We start from the raw sequence: 1,176 nt of genomic DNA, 5'->3' as shown, positions 1-1,176 counted from the left end.
GCCTCAATAGCAGGATCAACAGCAGGAGTTGGAACAACTGGCGTCTGTCCCTTACCACCAACAAGCTCACTCACATCAGCTGGGTGCAACTTATAGTCAGCAACCGTATCACCATTAACTCGGCTCAAAGCTTGCTTAACAGCAGCCCTCTTACCCTGCTCAAGAAGCTTTGCCACAGCAGCAGGATCCTTATACTTAGCATAATCCTTCAAAGCATCAACAACACTCTTTGGCAAGCCAAAACGCTCAGCCTCAGCAATAAGTGCTGCTTTTTCAACCTTCGCTCTTTGAGTGTTAAATAGGGCTTTTTGAGCAGGAGTTATCGTCTTACCAGCTTTTTTCAACACCTCTTCAAAGTGCGAATAATCACCAAAGTTAGCCATTGTGATAACAGTAGCATCGTCTACAAGAGTATTGTTAATTTTAACAGTAACTACGTTTTCACCAGAATTAATCACCGAAGGGTAAACAATCCCATCAACAATACCATTACCCTCAGCAGGAGTAAGATTATTCTGCACCTGAGCTAAGAAACCAGCACCAATTTGAGCTGCAGTATAGTTGACATCATCCTGTGCAGTACCGTACTTATCACCCTTCTTGTAAAGAGTGGTAGCAGTAGTTTTATGATCCTTATCTCCTACCTTAAAGTTGAAAACAACATTTTCAAGCTTAGTAACTTGATTGCTCTGCGTAGTGGAAGTACCACCACTAGGATTATCTGCCAAAGCTGGCACGGTTAGAGCTAAGCCTGAAACAAGCGTAGCGCCGGCAGCAAATGCGGCAATCGCCTTTTTACTTAACATAATTTTCCTTTCTTCTTCCTTCTCACGCGTAAACGTGCGAAGAATATGCCTACCGAAATCGCATATCAATCGCAATTTCGGTACAACTCGAGACCGGCTATAAGCCAGCTCATCAATATCAACATACCCCCCCCCCGTAGGCAAAAATCAAGAGCAAAGGCAATATTTGTCTAAAAAAATTATTTACTAAAATTATTGACCAAAATTATTGACCGAAGCCGCTCAGCTGAATTGCTTACTTATTCTTCGCTGCCGAGTGCTGTTTTACCAGTCGCGCGCTGTTTTATTAGCCGCGCGCTGTTTTGCCAGTCGTAGTTTACCGCACGCGACGACCTGTTTTCGCGCTTATTCCTCACGGCATAGCCGTTCG

General features: G+C 44.0%; 1 pseudogene. It reads right to left on the bottom strand.

The features are described from left to right. Nucleotides 1-806, bottom strand: a pseudogene (locus tag HMPREF3208_RS06855) (hypothetical protein); the annotation flags it as partial. Nucleotides 807-1,176 lie beyond the last annotated feature (370 nt).

Origin of the sequence: Gardnerella vaginalis, assembly GCF_001546485.1 — a bacterium.
Classification (GTDB): domain Bacteria; phylum Actinomycetota; class Actinomycetes; order Actinomycetales; family Bifidobacteriaceae; genus Bifidobacterium; species Bifidobacterium vaginale_D.
This window is presented reverse-complemented; position numbering and strand designations above follow the sequence as displayed.